Genomic DNA, 24,483 nt, shown 5'->3' with positions numbered 1-24,483 from the left:
GTAAAACTAACTCACCTTCCAGTTAGTTAAACAGATTAAAATAGTATAAGGAATATTATTTTATCCCCCTATTTTAGAACGCAATGAAATCCCTAAGTCAATTATACCTAAGATTGTCACAAGAGGAAACAGCATCGGAATAAACATGCATGCAATAAAACTAATAATAGGAACCCCTTTAGTAAAACCTTTTCTATACGCTAAAAAGGCGATAAATGTCAGACCTTGCAGTACAAGTAATAGTGCAAATATGACATTTAGGTTAGAAAATACCATATGTAAATATGATGTTGGTTCTACTTTTATAAAAGTTGCTAACAAAATAAATATAACGTAATACCAAATGATACTCTTTGGTAATTGTATATCTTTAAATTTAGGCCAAGATATAACGTCATGTTTTAACTTTTTCAAAACACTACCTGATATTATCACTGTAATCCAAGAAAAACATACTGAAACTAGCACAAGTATACTCGGAAGTAACGATTGTAATATATCATTCATTTGTGCAAGTAACTCTTTTTGTTCCTTACTAATCGGCATACCTGTAGCACTTACTATCTTTTCGCTTTTCGCCATACTTTCACTAAATATACTTTGCATTTGCCTCATTATATCTATGTTGAAAAACTTTATACTCGCAACATAAATAAGTACAAAACCAATTAAGTATGCAAGCGTCCCAGCTATTAAGATTTCCACTGGCTTTTTTCTTGTTTTATACATATATCCTAAAACAATCCCTATCAATCCAAACATAATTGTCTTCACTAAACTCATCGGTTGACTCACAATAATAGTAACAAAAAGTGCCGCTACAAAAACCACGAGCACATTAGATAGTTTATGTCTTATCATTAATAGTATAAATGGTAACGGCAACGCAAAAGTTACAACTGTACCCAAAATCGGAACATACATAGATATAAACAATAACATTACATATATAGCCAACAACGCGGCACCTTCAGTAATAAATCTTGCTTGTTTCACATTTTAACCTCTCTTTCAAAAAAGAAAAGCATAGCAAAATGCACAGTAGAGTCCGACTCTACTGTGCATTTCATACGCTATTATTCACCAACATATGGTAAAAGTGCCATTTGACGAGCACGTTTAATTGCAACTGTAAGTTTGCGTTGGTATTTCGCGCTTGTTCCTGTTACACGACGAGGTAAAATTTTACCACGCTCAGAAACGAAACGTTTTAATAAATCAACATCTTTATAGTCAATGCGAGTGATGCCGTTAGCTGTGAAGAAACACACCTTACGACGTTTCGCACGTCCACCTTTGCGTCCTGCCATGTCTATTTCCCTCCATTCTTTGTTAAAACTAACAAATTTACTGTATTAGAACGGTAAATCGTCGTCGGAAATGTCGATCGGTTGACCTACATTTGAAAATGGATCGTCATTCTTCGTAAACCCAGAGTTACCTTGATTACCTGAATTACTAGATTGACCAAATGGGTTAGAGCCTTGGTTACCGAAACCAGCTCCTGATGGTTGCTGATTAAATGAACCACGTTGCTCCCCACCGCCATTACGCGGCTCTAAAAATTGCACGCTTTCCGCAAGAACTTCTGTTACGTATACACGTTTACCATCTTGTCCCTCGTAATTACGAGTTTGAAGACGTCCATCTACGCCTGCTAAGCTACCTTTTTTCAAATAATTTGCTACGTTTTCTGCTTGTTTACGCCATATTACACAATTAATAAAGTCAGCTTCACGCTCACCTTGTTGATTGGCAAATGCGCGATTCACAGCTAACGTAAAAGTAGCTACTGCAACACCATTGGGCGTGTAACGTAAGTCAGGGTCCTTAGTTAAACGACCAACGAGGATAACACGATTCATCAATCGAACCACTCTCCCTTATATATCAATTATTTTTCTTCTTCTTTAACAACGATATGACGAAGGATGTCTTCGTTGATCTTAGCTAAACGGTCGAATTCGTTAATCGCTTCTGCGTTAGATTTCACGTTTAAGATCATGTAGAAACCTTCACGTAAGTCGTTGATTTCGTAAGCTAAACGACGCTTACCCCACTCTTTCGTGTTAATGATTTCTGCACCATTGTTTGTTAAAACACCTGCAAAACGTTCAACTAAAGCTTTTTGAGCTTCTTCTTCAACGCCAGGACGAATGATGTACATAATTTCGTACTTTCTCATTACACTTTCACCTCCTTTTGGTCTAAACGGCCCGTAATGGGCAAGGAGCAATTAATTTATAGTAATTACTCACGAGTTTAGATTATATCATAGTAAGTTATATGAATCAACTCACCAATACATAAAAAACTTGGCAAACATATAATATATTTGCCAAGCTCATATCTTTATTTTTCCTAGGAAATATTAAATTAAACGTTAAAACGGAAGTGCATCACATCTCCGTCTTTTACGATATATTCTTTTCCTTCTAAACGTACTTTTCCAGCTTCTTTTGCAGCTGTCATAGAACCGTTTGTCATTAAGTCATCGTAAGAAACTGTTTCTGCACGAATAAATCCACGCTCAAAGTCTGTATGAATAACACCAGCACATTGTGGTGCCTTCATTCCTTGTTTAAATGTCCAAGCACGTACTTCTTGAACGCCAGCTGTAAAGTAAGTAGCAAGTCCTAATAGGTCATATGCTGCACGAATTAATTGATCTAAACCAGACTCTTCAATTCCTAATTCTTCAAGGAATACTTTTTTCTCTTCTTCGTCTAATTCAGCGATTTCTGATTCGATTTTTGCACATACAACGATTACTTGAGAATTTTCATTTGCTGCAAATTCTTTTACCATTTGTACGTATTTATTTTCCGAAGGATCGATAACATCGTCTTCACTTACATTCGCTACGTATAACATTTCTTTTGTTGTAAGTAAATGAAGGCCTTTAACAATCTTCATCTGCTCTTCTGTAAATTCAACAGTACGAGCTGGTTTTCCCTCTTCAAAAGCTTCTTTTAAACGAACTAAAATTTCATGCTCATATACCGCTTCTTTATCTTTTTGTCTTGCTAATTTCGCGACACGCTCGATACGCTTATCAACAGACTCTAAGTCCGCTAAAATTAGCTCTAAATTGATTGTTTCAATATCATCAATTGGATCTACTTTCCCTGAAACGTGCGTAATATTTTCGTCTTCAAAACAACGAACAACTTGGCAAATTGCATCTACTTGACGAATGTGAGATAAGAATTTATTTCCTAAACCTTCACCTTTACTAGCACCTTTTACGATACCTGCAATATCAGTAAACTCGAATACAGTCGGAACAGTCTTTTTCGGTTCTACTAGTTCCGTTAATTTATTTAAACGCTCATCTGGTACTTCTACAATCCCTACGTTTGGATCAATTGTACAGAATGGATAGTTCGCAGATTCTGCTCCTGCTTGTGTAATTGCATTAAATAAAGTGGACTTCCCTACGTTAGGTAATCCAACAATCCCAGCCGTTAATCCCATATTTTTCACTCCTATGTCTCAATCTTTCATCATTATAGATAGTAACGAAAAAAATGACAAGTTTCCGCCAAACGAAAAAAAGTAACAGTTACCTACTGTAACTGTTACTCTCCCTCTATTCTTCGTGCTTCACAAGTATTTTTTTCACCTTACGATCAAACTCTCTTCGAGGAATCATTACTGAATGGTCACACCCCTCGCACTTAATGCGGATATCCATTCCCATACGAATAATTTTCCAACGATTCTCGCCACATGGATGGGCTTTCTTCATTTCCACAACATCATACAAGTTATATTCCTTTTGCTCCACTCTCCAAACTCCTCTCCATACTAAATTGCTTTTCCACTAACTAATTCTTCACGATTATATAAAACCATACGCGGATATGGAATTTCAATTCCATGTAAATCAAGACGATTTTTAATCTCTTTACGAAGTGCCCTTGCAATAACTGCATGTTGCATCGGTTCTACTTCAGCAATAACACGTAATATAACTTCTGATGCAGCTAATGTTTGCACACCTAATAATTGAGGCGTTGTTACCATTTTTTCGTACTTTGAAGGTAATTCTACTAATAAATCTTCAATAACCTGCTCTGCTTTCGCAATATCAGCCTCATATGAAATAGATACATCAACAAACGCTACACTATTACTAACTGAGTAGTTAGTAACTTGAATAATACTTCCATTTGGTAAAGTATGAATTTCACCTGTCCAACTCTTTACTTTCGTTGTACGAAGTCCAATTTCTAAAACGACTCCTTCAAATTGACCGATTTTAACATAATCGCCAACTGAAAACTGATCTTCTAACAAAATAAATAAACCTGTAATAACGTCTTTCACTAAACTTTGAGCACCAAATCCGACTGCTAAACCAATTACCCCAGCACCCGCTAATAAACCTGATGCATTAATATCAAACACACCTAAAATCGCAATTAGCATAATGAACATAACAACGTACGCTACAATATTTTCAAGTAATTTCGCTACTGTAACTGTACGACGTTCTGAAATTTGAATTGGAGAACGACTTCCCATACGAAACGCATTTCGTACAACCGCTCTTGCAATTCGCACAACAACCGCACCAATTATTAAAATAATGCATATTTTTAATGTCGCAACTCCAATATGAGCCCAACGATCAGCATCTAATAAATACTGTTTCATAGAATTAAACCACTTCGCTAATAAATCCATGTACCTCTACCTCTCTAGCTAAAATTTCTTTTTAGTTACCCTTATTATTGTATCAGAAGTCCCCTAATTGCTGAAAAAATTTTATGATTTTAATCCTATTTTATCCCCGATATCCAGGTATAAAATGGAACGAATATATATATACTAGTACTATTATTTCCGTTTTCATTCACATTTTGCAAAAATTACGCAATTATAACTTTCCATTTTCCTCACCATATAACATATATTGAAAATTTATTAAAAGGATGGGTGCTTCATGAATATTGGAAGTTTTCGCTTACCATTTTTTGAGAAAGAAACTCAAAACGTTATGCACCAAGATCTAGAAGCCTCTGAGATAATCAGTAATTTCTTACTTACCCATATTCCTATTAAAACTAATATACCAATCATTCTCGTTTGTATCGGAACAGATCGCTCTACAGGTGATGCACTCGGCCCGTTAGTTGGTACAAAACTTGAACAAATAGACATCCAAAACCTCCAAGTATTCGGTACACTAGATGAGCCAGTACATGCGCTAAATTTAGAAGAGAAAATTCAGAATATACAGAAAGAAAATCCTACTGCATTTATAATTGCTGTTGATGCATGTTTAGGAAAGTCCCAAAATATCGGATCAATCACTACTGGAAAGGGGCCTAGTAAACCTGGAGCTGCTATGAATAAGAAATTACCTGCAGTTGGTGATTTGCACATACACGGTATCGTCAATCTAAATGGGTTTATGGAGTTTTTCGTTCTTCAAAATACAAGATTAAGTTTAGTCATGAAAATGGCTGATGTAATCGCACAAAGTATAAAAGAGACGGATCAAAAATTATCCGCATTAAAAAAAGCAAACCATCTATAAATAATAAGATGGTTTGCTTTTTAATTTTTCTGTGCTAATAGTTCTAAAATACGATTTAAATCTTCTTTATTAAAAAATTCAATTTCAATTTTACCTTTTTCTTTTTTCGTCTCTTTAATTTTCACATCTGTGCCAAACTTTTCTCTTAAGAACGTTTCACGTTCTACGAAAAATATATTTCGCTCTTTTTTCACTTTTTTTGTTTCACGTGAAACGTGTTGATTAATCTCTTGGACAATTTTCTCTAATTGACGAACATTTAATCCTTCTTTTTCAATGCGTTTCAATAAGGACTTCAATTGTTCTTCATCTTTTATCGTAAGTAAAGTTCTCCCATGAGCCATTGAAAGTTGACCATTTGCAATCATATCTTGTACGAAAGAAGGTAGGCTTAATAACCTAGTATAATTTGCAATGTAAGGTCTGCTTTTACCAAGACGTTTCGCTAATTGTTCTTGCGTTACATTTAGCTCATTCATTAACATCTGGTATGCCATTGCCTCTTCCATAGGATTTAAATCTTCTCGTTGTAAGTTTTCTAACAAAGCAAATTCCATCATTTGCTGTTCAGTTAATTGTCTGACAACGGCAGGTACTTTTTCTAAACCAGCCTCTTTTGCAGCACGAAATCGTCTTTCACCTGCAACAATTTCATATCCTTTAATACTCTTCCTAGCAATTAATGGTTGTAAAATACCGTGTTCCTTAATCGAAATTGCTAATTCCTGAATCGCCTCTTTATTAAAGTGTTTACGCGGTTGATATGGATTCGGCCTTAATTCAGTTACAAGAATCTCCTGAATTGTTTCCTCTTCTTTCACATCTAAATCAGGAAAAAACACATTAATTCCTCTTCCTAATCCTTTAGCCACCTGCAATCACTTCCTCTGCTAAATCTATATATACTTCTGCTCCTCTTGATTTAGCGTCATACTGCATAATAGGTTTCCCATGACTTGGAGCCTCGCTCAAGCGTACATTACGCGGAATAATCGAGCGATATACTTTATCCCTAAAATACTTTTTCACTTCATCTATAACTTGGATTCCTAAATTTGTACGGGCATCCAACATTGTTAACAATACACCTTGAATTGCTAAATTTTTATTTAAATGTTTTTGTACAAGTCGAACTGTATTTAATAGCTGACTTAACCCTTCTAGTGCGTAATATTCACACTGTACAGGAATAATAACAGAATCTGCTGCTGTTAATGCGTTAATCGTTAATAACCCTAAAGATGGGGGACAGTCGATAATAATATAGTCATATTCATCACGAACTGGCTGTAATGCTCTTTGCAAACGTACTTCCCGGGAAATAGTCGGTACCAATTCAATTTCAGCACCAGCTAATTGAATTGTAGCGGGTAGAACATCTAAGTTTTCAGTTGCGGTTTTCTGTATAACCCCTTGAACATCTGCATCTTCCACAAGAACGTTGTAAATACATTGATCTAATTCAGATTTTTCAATTCCCACACCAGTCGTTGCATTTCCTTGAGCATCAATATCTACAAGAAGGACTTTTTTACCTACTTGTGCCAATCCAGCCCCTAAATTAACAGATGTTGTTGTTTTTCCAACACCGCCTTTTTGATTAGCAATAGCAATGATTTTTCCCATGATGTCACCTACTTTCAACCTTTCTATCTTATTCTAGTAACAATTACGTTTATTGTAACATGAAATAAAACTTTTTCTTTTACGTCCTTTATTAAACTTCAAAATTTATTTCTAAACTCCTTCTTCATTTAACAAGAAAATATAGTAAAAGAGACCTCTCCAATAGGATAAGGTCTCTAGCACGTCATTATTATTTTTTCTTTGGAATTTTAATTGTAATTTGATAGTACTCATCAAATTCTTCTTCCTCAGAATTAACATTCAAACCACTTTCAGTAACCATTTGTAAAGATTGTCTAATTGTATTCATAGCAATCCTCGTATCTCGACTTACTGCTTTTTGCTTTGCCTTACGCTTCGGTTTCGCTTCCTCTAGTAGCTTCGCAATTCGTTCTTCTGTTTGCTTTACATTTAGTTGTTTCTCCACAATTTCCTGTAAAACCTTCAGTTGTAATTCCTCATTTTTTAAAGGAATGAGAGCGCGGGCGTGACGTTCTGTAATGCTTTTTTCTAATAATGCACTTTTTATTTCTTCAGGCAACTTTAACAATCGCAACTTATTTGCGATTGTAGATTGTCCTTTTCCAAGTCGTTGTGCCAATGCTTCTTGTGTTAAATTATGTAACTCAATCAGCTTTTGATATGCCACAGCTTCCTCGATTGCCGTTAGTTCCTCACGTTGCAAGTTTTCAATTAAAGCTACAGAAGCTGTCTCTGTATCATTTAAGTTCTTTATAATTGCAGGAACCTTTTCCCAACCTAACTTTGTTGCCGCGCGAAAACGTCTTTCTCCAGCAATAATCTCGTACTTATCATCCTCATATTGCCTTACAACAATCGGCTGAATAAGTCCATGTGTACGAATTGTTAATGCTAGCTCATCAATACGCGCATCATCAAAAACTGTTCTTGGTTGATAACGGTTAGGGGTAATATTTACTATCGGAATTTCTTGTATTTCTTCATATACCTTTTTATCTATCTCTTCATGGCTTTCGTCTTGTAATTCGAATTCGCTCTCTTTATCTCCAAAGCCAAATAAACGAGAAAACGTATTTTTCATACATATTCCACCACCTTTTAGGCCTATTGACTATTCTCCATAAAATGTTTCCTATGAAACATTTACGTTTTCATTTATATAATTTAATCTTACGTCTAATAAGATTTATTTTTCAATAGGTAATTTATTGGGTGTTCCCGGTTTGCGTGGATATTTCTTTGGTGTCTTGCGCTTTTTCTCGATTAATAAAATATTACGTTCACTCTCTTCAAACGGTAATTGGAACGTAGACATCTCTTTTAACTCTCCGCCTAGCACCTCTAAAGCATACTTACCATTTTCAATTTCTTCGTTTGCTGCTGCACCTTTCATTGCAATGAATGTTCCTCCAACTTTTACAAGCGGTAAACATAGCTCACTTAATACAGAAAGACGCGCAACTGCACGTGCCATTACAATATCGTATGATTCACGTACACCTTCTTTTTTCCCAAATGTTTCAGCACGATCATGACAAAATGCAACATCACTTAATTCTAACTTTTGTGCTAAGTGATTTAAGAAATTAATACGTTTTTGCAACGAATCTACAATTGTTATTTTTAAATGCGGGAAACAAATTTTTAAAGGAATACTTGGGAATCCAGCACCTGCACCAACATCGCAAATTGAGAATGGTTTTGAAAAATCATAATAAAAAGCAGCTGTAATGGAATCAAAAAAGTGTTTTAAATATACTTCTTCTTTTTCTGTAATAGCCGTTAAGTTCATTTTTTCATTCCACTCTACTAATGTTTCAAAGTAGATTTTGAACTGCTCTAACTGTCTAGAAGAGAGGGTGATTCCCTTCTCTTCTAGCATAGATTGAAATTGTCCTATGTTCATCTAGCAATATCTCCTTACTATTTATTGGTTCGATACGCGTGCAATTTTTCCTTGTTCTATATACACAAGTAAAATGGAAATATCCGCTGGATTTACGCCAGAAATACGTGAAGCCTGCCCCATTGAAAGTGGACGAACATCTTTCAATTTCTGTCTAGCTTCTGAAGCAATGCTAGAAATCGCATCATAATCAATATCTACAGGGATTTTTTTATTCTCCATTTTCTTCATACGCTCTACTTGCTGTAAAGATTTTTCAATATATCCTTCATACTTAATCTGAATTTCAACTTGTTCTTTAACTTCATCACTTAATTCTACTTCACTTGGTACTAAAAGATGAATATGCTCATATGTCATCTCTGGACGACGTAATAAGTCACTTGCACGTATTCCATCTTTCAATTCACTTCCGCCAATATTGCGAATTAATTCTTGAACTTCAGGACGTGGTTTAATAATAATGCTGCTTAAACGTTCCTTTTCCTGTTCAATTTGTAATTTTTTATTTGTAAATCGCTCATAGCGCTCTTCTTTAATTAATCCAATTTTACGACCGACTTCAGTTAAACGAAGATCAGCATTATCGTGGCGTAATAATAGACGGTATTCTGCACGAGACGTTAATAAACGATATGGTTCATTTGTACCTTTCGTTACAAGATCATCAATTAAGACACCAATATAAGCATCCTCGCGACCTAAAACAACTTCTTCTTTACCTAAAGAACGGCATGCTGCATTAATTCCAGCCATAAGCCCTTGTCCGGCCGCCTCTTCGTAACCAGAAGTTCCATTAATTTGTCCTGCTGTATATAAATTTTTAATCTTTTTCGTTTCAAGTGTTGGCCATAGTTGTGTTGGCACAATTGCATCATATTCAATTGCATAACCTGTACGCATCATTTCAACATTTTCTAGGCCTGGAATTGTTCTAAGCATGTCACGTTGTACATCTTCTGGTAAGCTTGTGGATAAACCTTGTACATATACTTCTTGTGTATTACGCCCTTCTGGCTCTAAGAAAATTTGATGACGTGGTTTATCATTAAATCTTACTACTTTGTCTTCAATAGAAGGACAGTATCTAGGACCTGTTCCTTTAATCATACCAGAATACATAGCTGAACGATGTAAATTTTCATCTATTAAACGGTGTGTTTCTGTACTTGTATATGTCAACCAACATGGAATTTGATCCATAATAAATTTCGTTGTTTCAAAAGAGAACGCACGTGGCTTATCATCACCTGGTTGAATTTCTGTTTTACTGTAGTCAATTGTATTACTGTTTACACGCGGAGGTGTCCCTGTTTTAAATCTAACAAGATCAAATCCAAGTTCCTCTAAATGCTCAGATAATGTAATAGACGGTTGCTGATTATTTGGACCGCTTGAATATTTTAAGTCGCCCATGATAATCTCGCCGCGTAAAAATGTTCCAGTTGTAATTACAACTGTTTTTGCTGTATATTCTGCACCAGCTTGTGTAACTACCCCTTTACATACACCTTCTTCAACGATTAAACGCTCTACCATTCCTTGGAACAACGTTAAGTTTGGTGTTTCTTCAATTGTTTTCTTTAATTCATGTTGGTAAGAGAATTTATCAGCTTGCGCTCGAAGTGCACGTACGGCTGGTCCCTTACCTGTATTTAGCATACGCATTTGAATATGAGTTTTATCAATATTACGTCCCATTTCTCCGCCTAATGCATCAATTTCACGAACAACAATCCCTTTTGCTGGTCCACCAACAGAAGGGTTACATGGCATAAATGCTACCATATCCAAGTTAATTGTTAACATTAATGTTTTTGAGCCCATTCGTGCTGCCGCAAGACCAGCTTCACATCCTGCATGACCTGCACCGATTACTATGACATCGTATGAACCGGCATTGTATCCCATTGTTTATTCCTCCTAATAATCTCTATCTTTCTACAACTTCACTATATTATTTTCCTAAACAAAATTGAGAGAACAACTGGTCAATTAAGCTTTCATGCACTGTATCACCAGTAATTTCACCAAGTATTTCCCACGTTCTTGTTAAATCAATTTGTACCATATCAATTGGTACACCATTTTCAATTGCCTCAACTGCATCACCGATTGTTTTTCCTGCTTGTGTTAATAATCCAATATGTCTCGCATTAGAAACATATGTCATATCTGCAGAATCGATTGTTCCTTCAAAGAATAAATCAGCTATTGCCTTTTCGAGTTCATCTATTCCTTGTTCCTCAATTAAGGATGTTGTAATAACACGATTTCCCGCGGCTAAGTCTGTAACACGTTCCATATCAATCCCTTGCGGTAAATCAGTCTTATTCACAATAACAATAAAGTCTTTTCCTTGTACCGCGCGGAATAGATCTTCATCCTCATTTGTTAAAGCCTCGCTATAGTTTACAACAACTAATACTAAATCCGCTTGGCTCATCATTTCTTTTGAACGTTCCACACCAATTCGTTCAACAACATCTTCTGTCTCCCGAATACCGGCTGTATCTATAAGTTTAAGAGGTACACCACGCACGTTAACGTACTCTTCAATAACATCACGAGTTGTTCCTGCAATATCAGTTACAATTGCCTTTTTCTCCTGAACAAGACTATTTAATAGCGATGATTTCCCAACGTTAGGTCTACCGATAATTGCTGTAGCAATACCTTCACGTAAAATTTTCCCTTGTTTTGATGTTTCTAATATTTTTTCGATTTCCGAACGAACATGCGTCGCTTTCTCAATTAAAATATTATGTGTCATCTCTTCTACATCATCGTATTCTGGATAATCTATATTTACCTCAACATGAGCTAATGTTTCTAATATTTCTTGACGCAAAAGACCAATTAATTTAGATAATCGCCCTTCCATTTGATTAATTGCTACATTCATCGCACGATCTGTTTTTGCTCGAATCAAATCCATAACCGCTTCTGCTTGTGATAAATCGATACGTCCATTTAAAAAAGCACGTTTTGTAAATTCGCCCGGTTCTGCCAATCGTACTCCTTGTGCTAGAATAAGTTGCAATACTTTATTTACTGAAACAAGTCCACCGTGACAGTTAATTTCCACTATATTTTCACGTGTAAAAGTCCTTGGTGCGCGCATAATAGACACCATAACTTCTTCAATAACTTGATTTGTATCTAAATCAACAATATGACCATAATGAATAGTGTGAGAAGGAACCTCTGTTAAATCCTTCCCCTTAAAAATACGGTCAACTTTCTCAACCGCATCATCCCCACTTACTCGAACAATGGCAATTGCACCCTCTCCAAGCGCTGTGGAAATCGCAGCAATTGTATCAAATTCCATGTCCTTTCACCTCACTTGCTTATTTATCTCTATTTCAACATGATTATTTCTTTCACTAAATTATTAGGATACCATAACGAACCTATCTACAAAAGAAGAATAACTCATTTTATTATATCCCCATGTAAAAAACACTAAACTTATTCACAGTGGATAAGTTTAGTGTTTTTTAGTTATCCACATCTATTTTTCGCTCAAAAAAACCGGCACTCATTTGAGCAACCGGTCATTTAGGAGATATTACAACATGCCGATGTGGTTCATTTCCTTCAGAAGTTGTATTGATACCTTGATGATTTGATAATGCCTGATGAATAATTTTTCGTTCAAAAGATGGCATCGGTTCTAAAATAACTCTTTTTTTCGTATTAAATACTTGTTTCGCTAATCGATAAGAAAGTGATTCTAACGTACTTTTTCTTTTACTCCGATAATTTTCAGCATCTAGTGTAATACCGATATACTGCTTCGTGTTACGATTCGCGACAAGTTTTGTTAAATACTGTAAAGAGTTCAATGTATTACCTCTTTTCCCAATTAAAACACCTACATTATCACCAGAAATTGTAAATTCAATTTCGCGTCCTTTTACAATTTTACTAATCTCAACTTCCACACCCATATTGTGAATAACATTTCTTAAATATTCTTCACATTCTTGAATTGGATCTTTCTTCAATACAACTTCTACTACTGCAGGACGATTCCCAAATAAACCTAAGAATCCTCTTTTACCCTCATCGACAATATTTATATCTACTCGATCTTTTGATGTATCTAATTGCCTTAAAGCATCCTCTACTGCCAGCTCGACTGTTTGTCCTTTAGCAGTAATTACACTCACTTGCTTGAGCCTCCAGCTTTGCTAGCCTTAATTTCTGGCCCTTTGATAAAGTACATTTGAGCAATACCAAAGATATTACCAACAACCCAGTAAAGTGATAATGCGGCTGGGAAGTTAATTGCAAAGATTAAAATCATAATCGGCATAAGCCAAAGCATCATTGCCATTTGCGGATTTTGACCAGCTGTTCCTGCCATTGCAAGCTTTTGCTGAATAAATGTCGTAATTGCTGCAACGACCGGTAAGATATAGAACGGGTCTGCATGTCCTAAATCGAACCATAAGAAACTATGTTGTTTAATTTCAGCTGTTCTCATAATTGCATGATAAAAAGCGAACAGAATTGGCATTTGAATAAAGATTGGTAAACAACCAGCTAATGGATTTACACCATTTTTTTGATATAACTGCATCATTTCTTGCTGCAGTTTTTGCTGTGTCGCTTGATCTTTAGAGCTATATTTCTCTTTTAACTTCACCATTTCCGGTTGTAACGCTTGCATCGCTTTCGTACTCTTCGTTTGTTTAATCATTAGTGGTAATAACGCAAAACGAATGATAAGAGTTGTAATAACAATTGCTAAACCATAATTACTGTTAAATAAGTCGGCAAAATACGTGATTAACTGAGAAAGCGGATATACGAAATATTCATTCCAAATCCCAGTACTTTTCGATGTAATCGGCTGACCCGTTTCACTACAACCGGTGGCAATCGCCATTAATGCAACGACCATGGCTAGTAAACCTAATTTCTTTTTCAAAGCCTACTCCTCCTTGTATCGGTATGTATATAGTGTAATTCATTTCCTTACGCTACTTTTTTATTCTTTTCATACCAGAGCGTTTAAAGACATGAATTAAGCTTTTCTTTACTTCTTCATATGTCATCTCTGCACAAGGCTTCCTTGCTATTATAACAAAATCTTTTCCAGAAGCTATCTCATCTTTTAACTCTGTAATAGCCTGACGGACCATGCGCTTAATTCGATTACGAACTACTGCATTTCCTATTTTCTTGCTAACAGAAAGGCCGATGCGAAAGTTTGGCTGTTCTTCTTTATCTAATTGGTATACAACAAACTGACGATTCGCATTTGATTTTCCTTTTTGAAAAACCGCCTGGAATTCATCATTCTTCTTTATACGATGTTTTTTCTTCATATCAATTGACACTCCTGTATTTCATCAGCGGAAATTCACTATTATTAGAAAAAAAGACCACTGAACGATCAGTGGTCTACGCAGATAATACTTTTCTTCCTTTACGACGACGAGCTGCTAGCACTTTACGTCCGTTCGCTGTGCTCATACGGCTGCGGAAACCATGTACTTTGCTGCGCTTACGTTTATTTGGTTGGTAAGTTCTTTTCATTATATGACACCTCCCTGAGGAATATCTGTTAAAGACAGTCCTATAAATTATAGTTAATCAACTAGGAAAATGTCAATGGTTCTAGAAATTTTCATCAAATATTCATTTTGAACCTATTCACATACTTTTTCACAGCATCTATATTTCCTTGTGGATAAATGTTTTTTCACGTTTTTTATATCCACAAACTTTTTTCGCACTTTTACACAGTATATCGTGTTGTGGACAAGTTTATTCCACAAGGTATTGATTTTGTGGATAACTTTCTTAAATTCATTGCTATAGGCACTTTTTTTTGATATTATAGTTGTGTTTTCACTTTGAATAAGTTTTCCACACCTTTATCTTATCCACAATTTGTGTATAACATGTGGACAGTTTTAATCACATGTGGGTAAATAGTTGTCCACATTTGCTTTTTTTGTCGAAAACCCTATCTCATATACAAACGACGTTTTTAGGTTTTAAAATACGTTTCGTATAAATATACATTTTATATTTATTGGGTTGTACATTTGTTGCGCAACCTTATTCTTTTACCATCTTAGTAAAGGAGGGACACCTTTGGAAAATATCTCTGATTTATGGAATAGTGCCTTAAAAGAATTAGAAAAAAAGGTAAGCAAGCCTAGTTATGAGACATGGTTAAAATCAACAACGGCTCATAACTTGAAGAAAGACGTATTAACGATTACAGCTCCAAATGAATTTGCTCGTGACTGGCTAGAATCTCATTACTCAGAACTAATTTCAGAAACACTATACGATTTAACAGGGGCAAAATTAGCAATTCGCTTTATTATTCCCCAAAGTCAAGCTGAAGAGGACATTGATCTTCCTCCAGTTAAGCGGAATCCTGCACAAGATGATTCAGCTCATTTACCACAGAGCATGTTAAATCCAAAATATACATTTGATACATTTGTTATCGGTTCTGGTAACCGTTTTGCCCATGCAGCTTCATTAGCTGTAGCCGAGGCGCCAGCTAAAGCGTATAATCCACTCTTTATTTACGGGGGAGTTGGGCTTGGAAAGACGCATTTAATGCACGCGATTGGTCATTATGTAATTGAACATAATCCAAATGCAAAAGTTGTATATTTATCATCAGAAAAATTCACGAATGAATTTATTAACTCTATTCGTGATAATAAAGCTGTTGATTTTCGTAATAAATATCGCAACGTAGATGTTTTATTGATAGATGATATTCAATTTCTTGCTGGAAAAGAACAAACTCAAGAAGAGTTTTTCCATACATTTAATGCATTACACGAAGAAAGTAAACAAATTGTAATTTCTAGTGATCGACCACCAAAAGAAATTCCGACTTTAGAAGATCGTCTTCGTTCCCGCTTTGAATGGGGACTTATTACAGATATTACGCCACCAGATTTAGAGACACGAATTGCGATTTTACGCAAAAAAGCAAAAGCTGAAGGGCTTGATATACCAAATGAAGTTATGCTTTATATCGCAAATCAAATTGATTCAAATATTCGTGAATTAGAAGGTGCACTTATCCGAGTTGTAGCTTATTCATCTTTAATTAATAAAGATATTAATGCTGATTTAGCAGCTGAAGCACTTAAAGATATTATTCCAAATTCTAAGCCGAAAATTATCTCTATTTATGATATTCAAAAAGCTGTCGGGGATGTTTATCAAGTGAAATTAGAAGATTTTAAAGCGAAAAAACGTACAAAATCAGTTGCGTTTCCTCGCCAAATTGCAATGTATTTATCGCGCGAGCTTACAGATTCCTCTTTACCAAAAATAGGTGAAGAATTTGGTGGACGTGATCATACAACAGTTATCCATGCCCATGAAAAAATCTCTAAACTACTAAAAACCGATACGCAATTACAAAAGCAAGTTGAAGAAATTAATGGTATTTTAAAGTAGTAGCTGAATAGTGTGAATAACTTACCTTGTTTTACGCACAGTCTATCCACATGTAGATAGACTGTTTTTACATCCTTTATAGGGGTTATCCACATATCCACAAGCCCTATTACTATTACTACTATTTTTTATCTTTATTAATTAAATAAAATCTTATACTTACCGGAGGTTTTTCTTTATGCGTTTTACAATACAAAAAGACTATCTTGTAAGAGGTGTACAAGATGTAATGAAGGCAGTTTCTTCTCGTACAACAATCCCCATCCTTACGGGAATTAAAGTTGTAGCTACTGAAGAAGGGGTTACATTAACAGGAAGCGATGCTGATATTTCTATTGAATCGTTTATTCCAGTCGAAGAAGATGGAAAAGAAATCGTAGAAATAGCTCAATCAGGAAGCATTGTTTTACAAGCAAAATATTTTAGTGAGATTGTAAAAAAACTACCTAAAGACACTGTCGAAATTTCTGTGGAAAATCATTTTATGACAAAAATAAAATCTGGAAAATCAGAGTTTAACTTAAATGGTTTAGATTCTGCAGAATATCCGTTACTGCCACAGATTGAAGAACATCATGTATTTAAAATACCAACAGATTTACTTAAGCATATGATCAGACAAACTGTATTTGCAGTTTCTACTTCTGAAACAAGACCGATCTTGACAGGTGTAAACTGGAAGGTATATAACAGCGAGTTAACTTGTATTGCAACAGATAGTCATAGACTGGCACTTAGAAAAGCAAAAATTGAAGGACATAATATTGCAGATGAGTTCCAAGCTAATGTTGTTATTCCAGGTAAGAGCTTAAATGAATTAAGTAAAATTTTAGATGAGTCTGAAGAAATGGTAGATATCGTTATTACGGAGTATCAAGTATTATTCCGTACAAAACATTTATTATTCTTCTCAAGATTGTTAGAAGGAAATTATCCTGATACGACACGTTTAATTCCGGCAGAGAGTAAAACGGATATTTTTGTGAATACAAAAGAATTCCTACAAGCAATTGATCGTGCTTCACTATTAGCAAGAGATGGCCGCAATAACGTTGTTAAATTATCAACTTTAGAGCAAGAAATGCTAGAGATTTCTTCGAATTCACCAGAAATCGGAAAAGTTGTCGAAGAAGTACAATGCGAAAAAGTAGATGGAGAAGAGTTAAAAATATCTTTTAGTGCAAAATATATGATGGATGCATTAAAAGCTTTGGATAGTACAGAGATTAAAGTTAGCTTTACTGGGGCAATGAGACCGTTCTTAATTCGTACAGTAAATGATGATTCAATTATTCAATTAATTTTACCGGTTCGTACTTACTAGGTAAGGAATAAGGGTTGCTAGTTTAAAGATGCTAGTGGCCCTTATTTGATTTTTGGGTATTACTTTCCTAATGCTAGTTTATTTAGTACAATGAAAGAATGAACACTTTCAGAAAGTGAGCGATTTTATGAAACGTATTAAAATTTCAACAGAGTATATTACACTAGGACAATTTTTAAAGTTAGCTGATGTAATTGATACAGGTGGCGCTGTAAAATGGTTTTTACAAGAATATGAAGTGTACGTGAACAACGAACTTGAAAATAGAAGAGGTCGCAAACTATATGCGAATGATGTTATTGAAATTCCAGGAAGCGGAACTTTCCAAGTTCAGGCATAAAGGGGGAGCCCTTTGTTTATTTCAGAAATACAATTAAAAAACTATCGCAATTATGAAAAATTAGAGCTTTCCTTTGAAGATAAGGTAAATGTAATTATCGGCGAAAATGCACAAGGGAAAACTAACTTGATGGAAGCTATTTATGTTTTAGCGATGGCGAAATCTCATAGAACCTCTAATGATCGCGAACTTATCCGCTGGGATGAAGATTTTGGTCAAATAAAAGGGAAATTACAAAAAAGAAACAGTTCTTTGTCCTTGGAATTAAATATTTCGAAAAAAGGTAAAAAGGCAAAATTAAATCAACTTGAACAACGAAAGTTAAGTCAATATATTGGCGTGATGAATGTTGTCATGTTTGCCCCAGAAGATTTAAATCTTGTAAAAGGAAGCCCTCAAGTAAGAAGACGCTTTTTAGATATGGAATTAGGACAAATAGCTCCTGTATATTTGTATGAATTAAGTCAATATCAAAAGGTGCTCACGCAACGAAATCATTTGTTGAAAAAAATGCAAGGGAATAGTAAGAATGAGGAAACGATGTTGGATGTATTTACACTTCAACTAATTGAGCATGGTGCGAAGATACTGCAAAAACGTTTTGAATTTTTGCATTTGCTACAGGAATGGGCAGCTCCAATTCATCGAGGTATAAGCCGTGGATTAGAAGAGTTAGAAATTGTCTATAAACCAAGTGTAGATGTATCAGAATCAATGGATTTGTCGAAAATAAAAGAAGTATACTATGAAAGTTTTCAATCTGTGAAACAACGTGAAATTTTCCGTGGTACGACTTTAATTGGTCCTCATCGTGATGATTTACAATTCTTCGTTAATAGTAAAAATGTTCAAGTCTTTGGTTCGCAAGGACAACAACGAACGACCGCACTATCCCTAAAATTAGCTGAAATTGAATTGATTTATTCAGAGGTTAAAGAATATCCAATCCTTTTGTTGGATGATGTTTTATCAGAATTAGATGATTATCGTCAATCACATCTTTTAAATACAATTCAAGGAAAAGTGCAAACATTTGTTACAACGACGAGTGTCGACGGAATTGAACACGAAACATTAAAAGAAGCGAAAACAATTCATGTAACGAACGGCACTGTAGATTGTGAAATAGATAGGGAATAACCCCTGTTTAAATGGAAAAGTAGGTGATCTTTGTGTCAATGGAACAAAAGCAAATGCAAGAAAATGCATATGATGAAAGTCAGATACAGGTGCTTGAAGGACTAGAGGCAGTTCGGAAACGCCCTGGTATGTATATTGGATCTACAAGTGGAAAAGGGCTTCACCATCTTGTGTGGGAAATCGTAGATAATAGTATTGATGAAGCACTTGCAGGTTATTGTGATGAAATTAATGTTAGTATCGAAGAAGATAATAGTATTCGTGTAACGGATAATGGGCGTGGTATTCCGGTTGGTATACAAGAAAAAATGGGACGTCCAGCTGTAGAAGTTATTATGACTGTTCTCCACGCCGGTGGTAAATTTGGCGGTGGCGGTTATAAAGTTTCTGGTGGTTTACATGGTGTTGGGGCATCGGTTGTAAATGCTCTATCAACAGAATTAGAAGTATTTGTACATCGTGAAGGTAAAATCCATTACCAAAAATACGAAAGAGGTATTCCGGTTGCGGATTTAAAAGTCATTGGTGACACAGATCAAACAGGAACAATAACTCGATTTAAACCAGATCCGGAAATTTTCCAAGAAACAACAGTATACGATTTTGATACGTTAGCAACTCGTATGCGTGAATTAGCGTTTTTAAATCGTAATATTAAATTAACAATTGAAGATAAACGTGAACATAAGCAAAAGAAAGAATTCCATTACGAAGGTGGAATTAAATCATACGTTGAGCATTTAAATCGCTCAAAACAACCGATTCATGAAGAGCCTGTGTACGTAGAAGGTTCAAAAGATGGTATTCAGGTTGAGGTTTCTCTTCAATATAACGAGGGATACACAAATAATATTTACTCATTTACGAATAACATCCATACGTATGAAGGTGGTACACATGAGGTAGGTTTTAAAACAGCTTTAACTCGTGTAATCAACGACTATGGTCGTAAAAATAGCATTTTAAAAGATGCGGACAGTAATTTAACTGGTGAGGATGTTCGTGAAGGTTTAACAGCAATTGTATCAATCAAGCATCCAAATCCACAATTTGAAGGACAAACGAAGACAAAACTTGGGAATAGTGAAGCGAGAACAATTACAGAGTCTGTATTCTCAGAGGCGTTTGAAAAGTTCTTACTAGAAAATCCTAATGTAGCGCGAAAAATTGTAGAAAAAGGTACGATGGCTGCACGTGCACGTGTAGCTGCGAAAAAAGCGCGTGAATTGACACGTCGAAAGAGTGCGTTAGAAGTTTCAAGTTTACCTGGTAAATTAGCTGATTGCTCTTCGAAAGATCCAGCAATTAGTGAAATTTACATCGTAGAGGGTGACTCTGCGGGTGGATCTGCAAAACAAGGACGCGATCGTCATTTCCAAGCAATTTTACCGCTGAAGGGTAAAATTATTAATGTGGAAAAGGCACGCTTAGATAAGATTTTATCAAATGATGAAGTTCGTACAATTATTACGGCGATCGGTACAAATATTGGTGGAGACTTCGATATTGAAAAAGCACGCTATCATAAAGTTATTATTATGACCGATGCCGATGTTGATGGTGCACATATTCGTACCCTATTATTAACGTTCTTCTATCGTTATATGCGTCAAATAATTGAGTGTGGTTATATCTATATTGCACAGCCGCCGTTGTTTAAAATACAACAAGGTAAAAAAATTCAATATGCTTACAACGATAAGGAACTTGAAAAAATCTTAGCAGAATTACCGGCCCAACCTAAGCCAGGGATTCAGCGTTATAAAGGTCTAGGGGAAATGAATCCAACTCAGCTATGGGAGACGACAATGGACCCAGAAGTACGTTCATTACTTCAAGTTTCCCTTCAAGATGCAATTGAAGCAGACGAAACATTTGAAATTTTAATGGGAGATAAAGTAGAGCCACGTCGTAACTTTATCCAAGAGAATGCAAAATACGTGAAGAACCTTGATATTTAAATGAGTAATGACAGGAATCTAAGTATTCCTGTCTTCTACATATAAATCAATGTATGTGTAACGGAAATGTAAGAGGAGGTGCTCGTTGATGTCAGACAATCAACAACAAGCACGAATTCGAGAAATTAATATTAGTCATGAAATGCGTACCTCATTTTTAGATTACGCAATGAGTGTTATCGTATCTCGTGCATTACCAGATGTTCGTGATGGATTAAAACCTGTGCATCGTAGGGTTTTATATGCGATGAATGATTTAGGAATTACAGCTGATAAAGCGTATAAGAAATCAGCACGTATTGTCGGTGAAGTAATCGGTAAGTATCACCCTCATGGTGATTCAGCCGTTTATGAAACAATGGTACGTATGGCGCAAGATTTTAGTCAACGTTATATGCTTGTAGATGGGCATGGTAACTTCGGTTCTGTAGATGGAGATTCAGCAGCGGCAATGCGTTATACAGAGGCAAGAATGTCTAAGATTTCTATGGAATTAATACGTGATATTTCAAAAAATACAATTGATTATCAAGATAACTATGATGGTTCCGAAAGAGAACCGATAGTACTACCAGCGCGTTTCCCTAATTTATTAGTAAACGGTACAACAGGTATTGCTGTTGGTATGGCAACAAATATACCGCCGCATCAGCTTGGCGAAGTAATTGATGGTGTGCTGGCATTAAGTCATAATCCTGATATTACTATCGCGGAATTAATGGAATATATTCCCGGTCCAGACTTTCCGACGGCAGGTTTAATTTTAGGAAGAAGTGGAATTCGAAGAGCTTATGAAACAGGTCGCGGTTCCATTATGCTTCGTGCTAAGGTTGAAATTGAAGAGAAGTCAAACGGTAAACAATCTATTATCGTAACTGAACTACCTTATCAAGTTAATAAGGCACGATTAATTGAAAAAATCGCAGAATTAGTTCGCGATAAGAAAATTGAAGGTATTACAGATTTACGTGATGAATCAGATCGTAATGGTATGCGTATTGTCATGGAAGTACGTCGTGATGCTAATGCAAACGTACTATTAAACAATCTATATAAACATACAGCGCTTCAAACAAGTTTCGGTATTAATATGTTGTCTCTTGTAAATGGGGAGCCACAAGTACTAAATTTAAAACAAAATCTATATCATTATTTAGAGCATCAGAAGGTAGTAATTCGTAGACGTACTGCTTATGAATTAGAAAAAGCAGAAGCACGCGCTCATATTTTAGAAGGATTACGAATTGCTTTAGATCATCTTGATGAAGTTATTACGTTAATTCGTAGTTCAAAAACGGCAGATATTGCCAAGCAAGGCTTAATGGAACGTTTTGGTTTAAGTGAGAAACAAGCGCAAGCGATTTTAGATATGCGTCTGCAACGTTTAACTGGATTAGAACGTGAAAAAATTGAGCAAGAATATCAAGACTTAATGAAGTTAATTGCTGAATTAAAAGCGATTTTAGCAGATGAAGAAAAAGTTCTTGAGATTATTCGTGAAGAATTAACAGAAGTAAAAGAGCGTTTCAATGATAAGAGACGAACAGAAATTACAATTGGCGGTATGGAATTTATTGAAGATGAAGATTTAATTCCTGAACAAAACATTGCGATTACGTTAACTCATAACGGTTATATTAAGAGGTTACCAGCTTCTACGTACAAAACACAGAACCGTGGGGGACGTGGTGTGCAAGGAATGGGTACAAATGATGATGACTTTGTTGAACATTTATTAACAACGTCTACTCATGATCATATTTTATTCTTTACAAACAAGGGTAAAGTATACCGTACGAAAGGATATGAAATTCCAGAGTATAGTCGTACTGCAAAAGGACTACCAATTATTAACCTATTAGGGGTAGATAAGGGTGAGTGGATTAACGCTATTATTCCAATTCGTGAATTTGGTGACGATCAGTTCTTATTCTTTACGACAAAACAAGGGGTTTCTAAGAGAACGCCACTTTCATCATTTGCAAATATACGTACAAATGGTTTAATTGCAATTTCTCTTCGTGAAGAGGATGAGGTAATATCTGTACGTTTAACATCGGGTGATAAGGATATTATTGTCGGGACAAGTAACGGTATGCTAATTCGTTTCAATGAACAAGATGTTCGTTCTATGGGACGTAATGCTGCAGGTGTTAAAGCTATTACGTTGGGCGATGAAGACCAAGTTGTAGGTATGGAAATTGTCGAAGAGGATGTAAATGTTCTAATTGTAACGAAAAATGGTTACGGAAAGCGTACACCGATTGATGAATACCGTCTGCAAAGTCGCGGTGGTAAAGGTCTGAAAACTTGTAACATTACAGATAAGAACGGTAAATTAGTAGCTGTTAAATCTGTTACAGGTGAAGAAGATATTATGTTAATTACAGCGGCAGGCGTTATTATTCGTATGCCAGTTGATCAAATCTCTCAAATGGGACGTAATACACAAGGTGTTCGTCTAATTCGATTAGAGGAAGACCAAGAGGTAGCGACGGTAGCAAAAGCACAAAAAGATGAAGAGGAAGAAACGAGTGAAGAGGTTTCTTCAGAAGAATAAGAGAGGGGATTTTCCCTCTCTTTATTTTTTTATAATAATACTTGCATAGGGAAGAGAAAGCCTATATAATAGGCAGAGTCAGTAAATGAGAGATACAACTTATCGAAAAAACTTGTTGACGAAAATAATATACTATGATATATTATAAAAGTCGCTGAAACGCGATATTGAACTTTGAAAACTAAACGAAACAAACAACGTGAAACGTCAATTTTTATTTTAGATGCTAGACAAACTAACTTTATTGGAGAGTTTGATCCTGGCTCAGGATGAACGCTGGCGGCGTGCCTAATACATGCAAGTCGAGCGAATGGATTAAGAGCTTGCTCTTATGAAGTTAGCGGCGGACGGGTGAGTAACACGTGGGTAACCTGCCCATAAGACTGGGATAACTCCGGGAAACCGGGGCTAATACCGGATAATATTTTGAACTGCATGGTTCGAAATTGAAAGGCGGCTTCGGCTGTCACTTATGGATGGACCCGCGTCGCATTAGCTAGTTGGTGAGGTAACGGCTCACCAAGGCAACGATGCGTAGCCGACCTGAGAGGGTGATCGGCCACACTGGGACTGAGACACGGCCCAGACTCCTACGGGAGGCAGCAGTAGGGAATCTTCCGCAATGGACGAAAGTCTGA

24 protein-coding genes and 1 rRNA gene are annotated in these 24,483 nt (G+C 35.7%); 8 read left to right on the top strand and 17 right to left on the bottom strand.

Annotated features, from left to right (window positions below):
* Positions 1-60: 60 nt before the first annotated feature.
* From ACTFRY_RS23235 to ACTFRY_RS23205, 7 genes are all read right to left on the bottom strand, one after another.
* Positions 61-996: a YybS family protein gene (locus ACTFRY_RS23235; protein ID WP_136986536.1), complete on the bottom strand. Its 936-nt coding sequence runs from the start codon at positions 994-996 to the stop codon at positions 61-63.
* Positions 997-1,076: 80 nt separating this feature from the next.
* Positions 1,077-1,310 carry a 30S ribosomal protein S18 gene (gene rpsR / locus ACTFRY_RS23230; RefSeq protein ID WP_000918873.1) on the bottom strand — a complete coding sequence of 78 codons (234 nt, stop codon included), beginning with the start codon at positions 1,308-1,310 and terminating at the stop codon, positions 1,077-1,079.
* A gap of 45 nt (positions 1,311-1,355) precedes the next feature.
* Positions 1,356-1,868 carry a single-stranded DNA-binding protein gene (gene ssb, locus ACTFRY_RS23225; protein WP_000981966.1) on the bottom strand — a complete coding sequence of 171 codons (513 nt, stop codon included), beginning with the start codon at positions 1,866-1,868 and terminating at the stop codon, positions 1,356-1,358.
* A gap of 26 nt (positions 1,869-1,894) precedes the next feature.
* Positions 1,895-2,185, bottom strand: a complete 291-nt coding sequence (gene rpsF, locus ACTFRY_RS23220; protein ID WP_001233778.1) for a 30S ribosomal protein S6 — start codon at positions 2,183-2,185, stop codon at positions 1,895-1,897.
* 191 nt (positions 2,186-2,376) lie between these two features.
* Positions 2,377-3,477, bottom strand: a complete 1,101-nt coding sequence (ychF, locus tag ACTFRY_RS23215) for a redox-regulated ATPase YchF (protein WP_000524667.1) — start codon at positions 3,475-3,477, stop codon at positions 2,377-2,379.
* 115 nt (positions 3,478-3,592) lie between these two features.
* Positions 3,593-3,790 carry a DUF951 domain-containing protein gene (locus ACTFRY_RS23210; RefSeq protein WP_000435485.1) on the bottom strand — a complete coding sequence of 66 codons (198 nt, stop codon included), beginning with the start codon at positions 3,788-3,790 and terminating at the stop codon, positions 3,593-3,595.
* Between the two features lie 20 nt (positions 3,791-3,810).
* A complete protein-coding gene (locus tag ACTFRY_RS23205) occupies positions 3,811-4,692 on the bottom strand; it encodes a mechanosensitive ion channel family protein (protein ID WP_000364809.1) in 882 nt (293 codons plus the stop codon).
* 259 nt (positions 4,693-4,951) lie between these two features.
* Here ACTFRY_RS23205 and yyaC point away from each other — a divergent pair, with 259 nt between their 5' ends.
* Positions 4,952-5,548 carry a spore protease YyaC gene (yyaC, locus tag ACTFRY_RS23200; protein ID WP_053513691.1) on the top strand — a complete coding sequence of 199 codons (597 nt, stop codon included), beginning with the start codon at positions 4,952-4,954 and terminating at the stop codon, positions 5,546-5,548.
* Positions 5,549-5,568: 20 nt separating this feature from the next.
* Here the strand turns inward: yyaC and spo0J are convergent, their stop codons facing one another.
* The 10 genes from spo0J to rpmH form a co-directional block, all read right to left on the bottom strand.
* Positions 5,569-6,420 carry a stage 0 sporulation protein Spo0J gene (gene spo0J, locus ACTFRY_RS23195; protein ID WP_001051832.1) on the bottom strand — a complete coding sequence of 284 codons (852 nt, stop codon included), beginning with the start codon at positions 6,418-6,420 and terminating at the stop codon, positions 5,569-5,571.
* On the bottom strand, positions 6,413-7,174 hold the full coding sequence (gene soj, locus ACTFRY_RS23190; RefSeq protein ID WP_000516114.1) for a sporulation initiation inhibitor protein Soj: 762 nt from the start codon (positions 7,172-7,174) through the stop codon (positions 6,413-6,415). The genes spo0J and soj overlap by 8 nt, the downstream gene beginning before the upstream one ends.
* Before the next feature lie 190 nt (positions 7,175-7,364).
* Positions 7,365-8,237: a nucleoid occlusion protein gene (gene noc / locus ACTFRY_RS23185; RefSeq protein WP_000799016.1), complete on the bottom strand. Its 873-nt coding sequence runs from the start codon at positions 8,235-8,237 to the stop codon at positions 7,365-7,367.
* 105 nt (positions 8,238-8,342) lie between these two features.
* Positions 8,343-9,062: a 16S rRNA (guanine(527)-N(7))-methyltransferase RsmG gene (gene rsmG / locus ACTFRY_RS23180; protein WP_098617020.1), complete on the bottom strand. Its 720-nt coding sequence runs from the start codon at positions 9,060-9,062 to the stop codon at positions 8,343-8,345.
* A gap of 21 nt (positions 9,063-9,083) precedes the next feature.
* Complete coding sequence (gene mnmG, locus ACTFRY_RS23175) at positions 9,084-10,973, bottom strand: tRNA uridine-5-carboxymethylaminomethyl(34) synthesis enzyme MnmG (RefSeq protein WP_000541055.1); 1,890 nt, start codon at positions 10,971-10,973, stop codon at positions 9,084-9,086.
* A gap of 46 nt (positions 10,974-11,019) precedes the next feature.
* Positions 11,020-12,396, bottom strand: coding sequence for a tRNA uridine-5-carboxymethylaminomethyl(34) synthesis GTPase MnmE (gene mnmE, locus ACTFRY_RS23170; RefSeq protein ID WP_098617021.1), 1,377 nt, complete (start codon positions 12,394-12,396; stop codon positions 11,020-11,022).
* 226 nt (positions 12,397-12,622) lie between these two features.
* A complete protein-coding gene (gene jag / locus ACTFRY_RS23165) occupies positions 12,623-13,240 on the bottom strand; it encodes an RNA-binding cell elongation regulator Jag/EloR (RefSeq protein ID WP_098617022.1) in 618 nt (205 codons plus the stop codon).
* Positions 13,237-14,004, bottom strand: coding sequence for a YidC family membrane integrase SpoIIIJ (gene spoIIIJ, locus ACTFRY_RS23160; RefSeq protein WP_000727737.1), 768 nt, complete (start codon positions 14,002-14,004; stop codon positions 13,237-13,239). Before spoIIIJ ends, jag begins: the two co-directional genes overlap by 4 nt.
* 52 nt (positions 14,005-14,056) lie before the next feature.
* The gene (gene rnpA, locus ACTFRY_RS23155; RefSeq protein ID WP_000726619.1) at positions 14,057-14,404 is read right to left on the bottom strand and encodes a ribonuclease P protein component; all 348 of its coding nucleotides are present in this window, start codon (positions 14,402-14,404) and stop codon (positions 14,057-14,059) included.
* Positions 14,405-14,480: 76 nt separating this feature from the next.
* Complete coding sequence (rpmH, locus tag ACTFRY_RS23150) at positions 14,481-14,615, bottom strand: 50S ribosomal protein L34 (RefSeq protein WP_000831901.1); 135 nt, start codon at positions 14,613-14,615, stop codon at positions 14,481-14,483.
* Between the two features lie 564 nt (positions 14,616-15,179).
* On the opposite strand from rpmH, the gene dnaA reads away from it, so the two are divergent.
* The 7 genes from dnaA to ACTFRY_RS23115 all read left to right on the top strand — a co-directional run.
* Positions 15,180-16,520: a chromosomal replication initiator protein DnaA gene (gene dnaA / locus ACTFRY_RS23145; RefSeq protein WP_000428018.1), complete on the top strand. Its 1,341-nt coding sequence runs from the start codon at positions 15,180-15,182 to the stop codon at positions 16,518-16,520.
* A gap of 178 nt (positions 16,521-16,698) precedes the next feature.
* Positions 16,699-17,844, top strand: coding sequence for a DNA polymerase III subunit beta (dnaN, locus tag ACTFRY_RS23140; protein WP_001212884.1), 1,146 nt, complete (start codon positions 16,699-16,701; stop codon positions 17,842-17,844).
* 127 nt (positions 17,845-17,971) lie between these two features.
* On the top strand, positions 17,972-18,184 hold the full coding sequence (gene yaaA, locus ACTFRY_RS23135; protein WP_000821364.1) for a S4 domain-containing protein YaaA: 213 nt from the start codon (positions 17,972-17,974) through the stop codon (positions 18,182-18,184).
* Between the two features lie 12 nt (positions 18,185-18,196).
* The gene (recF, locus tag ACTFRY_RS23130; protein WP_044796543.1) at positions 18,197-19,324 is read left to right on the top strand and encodes a DNA replication/repair protein RecF; all 1,128 of its coding nucleotides are present in this window, start codon (positions 18,197-18,199) and stop codon (positions 19,322-19,324) included.
* Between the two features lie 38 nt (positions 19,325-19,362).
* On the top strand, positions 19,363-21,285 hold the full coding sequence (gene gyrB / locus ACTFRY_RS23125) for a DNA topoisomerase (ATP-hydrolyzing) subunit B (RefSeq protein WP_000435982.1): 1,923 nt from the start codon (positions 19,363-19,365) through the stop codon (positions 21,283-21,285).
* Between the two features lie 88 nt (positions 21,286-21,373).
* The gene (gyrA, locus tag ACTFRY_RS23120) at positions 21,374-23,845 is read left to right on the top strand and encodes a DNA gyrase subunit A (protein WP_001282864.1); all 2,472 of its coding nucleotides are present in this window, start codon (positions 21,374-21,376) and stop codon (positions 23,843-23,845) included.
* Between the two features lie 241 nt (positions 23,846-24,086).
* A 16S ribosomal RNA gene (locus ACTFRY_RS23115) occupies positions 24,087-24,483 on the top strand; the annotation flags it as partial.

This window comes from Bacillus cereus group sp. MYBK195-1 (assembly GCF_051916605.1).
GTDB lineage: Bacteria > Bacillota > Bacilli > Bacillales > Bacillaceae_G > Bacillus_A > Bacillus_A cereus.
This window is presented reverse-complemented; position numbering and strand designations above follow the sequence as displayed.

What these genes read in the sequence shown, in the direction of transcription:
- rpsR (WP_000918873.1), bottom strand. Translation starts at nt 1,310, where the DNA reads ATGGCAGGACGCAAAGGTGGACGTGCGAAACGTCGTAAGGTGTGTTTC.
- rpsF (WP_001233778.1), bottom strand. Translation starts at nt 2,185, where the DNA reads ATGAGAAAGTACGAAATTATGTACATCATTCGTCCTGGCGTTGAAGAA.
- ychF (WP_000524667.1), bottom strand. Translation starts at nt 3,477, where the DNA reads ATGGGATTAACGGCTGGGATTGTTGGATTACCTAACGTAGGGAAGTCC.
- ACTFRY_RS23205 (WP_000364809.1), bottom strand. Translation starts at nt 4,692, where the DNA reads ATGGATTTATTAGCGAAGTGGTTTAATTCTATGAAACAGTATTTATTA.
- yyaC (WP_053513691.1), top strand. Translation starts at nt 4,952, where the DNA reads ATGAATATTGGAAGTTTTCGCTTACCATTTTTTGAGAAAGAAACTCAA.
- soj (WP_000516114.1), bottom strand. Translation starts at nt 7,174, where the DNA reads ATGGGAAAAATCATTGCTATTGCTAATCAAAAAGGCGGTGTTGGAAAA.
- noc (WP_000799016.1), bottom strand. Translation starts at nt 8,237, where the DNA reads ATGAAAAATACGTTTTCTCGTTTATTTGGCTTTGGAGATAAAGAGAGC.
- rsmG (WP_098617020.1), bottom strand. Translation starts at nt 9,062, where the DNA reads ATGAACATAGGACAATTTCAATCTATGCTAGAAGAGAAGGGAATCACC.
- mnmG (WP_000541055.1), bottom strand. Translation starts at nt 10,973, where the DNA reads ATGGGATACAATGCCGGTTCATACGATGTCATAGTAATCGGTGCAGGT.
- mnmE (WP_098617021.1), bottom strand. Translation starts at nt 12,396, where the DNA reads ATGGAATTTGATACAATTGCTGCGATTTCCACAGCGCTTGGAGAGGGT.
- rnpA (WP_000726619.1), bottom strand. Translation starts at nt 14,404, where the DNA reads ATGAAGAAAAAACATCGTATAAAGAAGAATGATGAATTCCAGGCGGTT.
- rpmH (WP_000831901.1), bottom strand. Translation starts at nt 14,615, where the DNA reads ATGAAAAGAACTTACCAACCAAATAAACGTAAGCGCAGCAAAGTACAT.
- dnaN (WP_001212884.1), top strand. Translation starts at nt 16,699, where the DNA reads ATGCGTTTTACAATACAAAAAGACTATCTTGTAAGAGGTGTACAAGAT.
- yaaA (WP_000821364.1), top strand. Translation starts at nt 17,972, where the DNA reads ATGAAACGTATTAAAATTTCAACAGAGTATATTACACTAGGACAATTT.
- gyrB (WP_000435982.1), top strand. Translation starts at nt 19,363, where the DNA reads ATGGAACAAAAGCAAATGCAAGAAAATGCATATGATGAAAGTCAGATA.
- gyrA (WP_001282864.1), top strand. Translation starts at nt 21,374, where the DNA reads ATGTCAGACAATCAACAACAAGCACGAATTCGAGAAATTAATATTAGT.